This is a genomic window from Bacillus sp. SIMBA_008 (assembly GCF_046535495.1).
GTDB lineage: Bacteria > Bacillota > Bacilli > Bacillales > Bacillaceae > Bacillus > Bacillus subtilis.
In genome coordinates, this window is the sequence record NZ_JAWRWL010000964.1 from 1 (window position 1) to 249 (window position 249).

The 249-nt window shown below is 61.8% G+C and carries 1 pseudogene; it reads left to right on the plus strand.

Annotated elements, in window-relative coordinates:
- Positions 1 to 249, plus strand: a pseudogene (locus tag SB658_RS26250) (dihydroxy-acid dehydratase domain-containing protein); the annotation flags it as partial.

Genomic DNA, 249 nt, shown 5'->3' on the forward strand with positions numbered 1-249 from the left:
GTGGGCGGACCTCTCGCAGCAGTTCGAGACGGTGACATGATCACCCTCGATGTGGCGAATCAGATTCTCGATCTTGAAGTTGCTCCAGAGGAGATCGACCGCCGCCTCGCTGAGATCAAGCTACCTGCTGCGAAGTACACCCGTGGCTACGGCCGGCTGTTTCTCGATCACGTCACGCAGGCCGACGAGGGGTGCGACTTCGACTTCCTGCAGGCCGTCCCGGGTGAGGACCACCAGCGGCTGCCATAC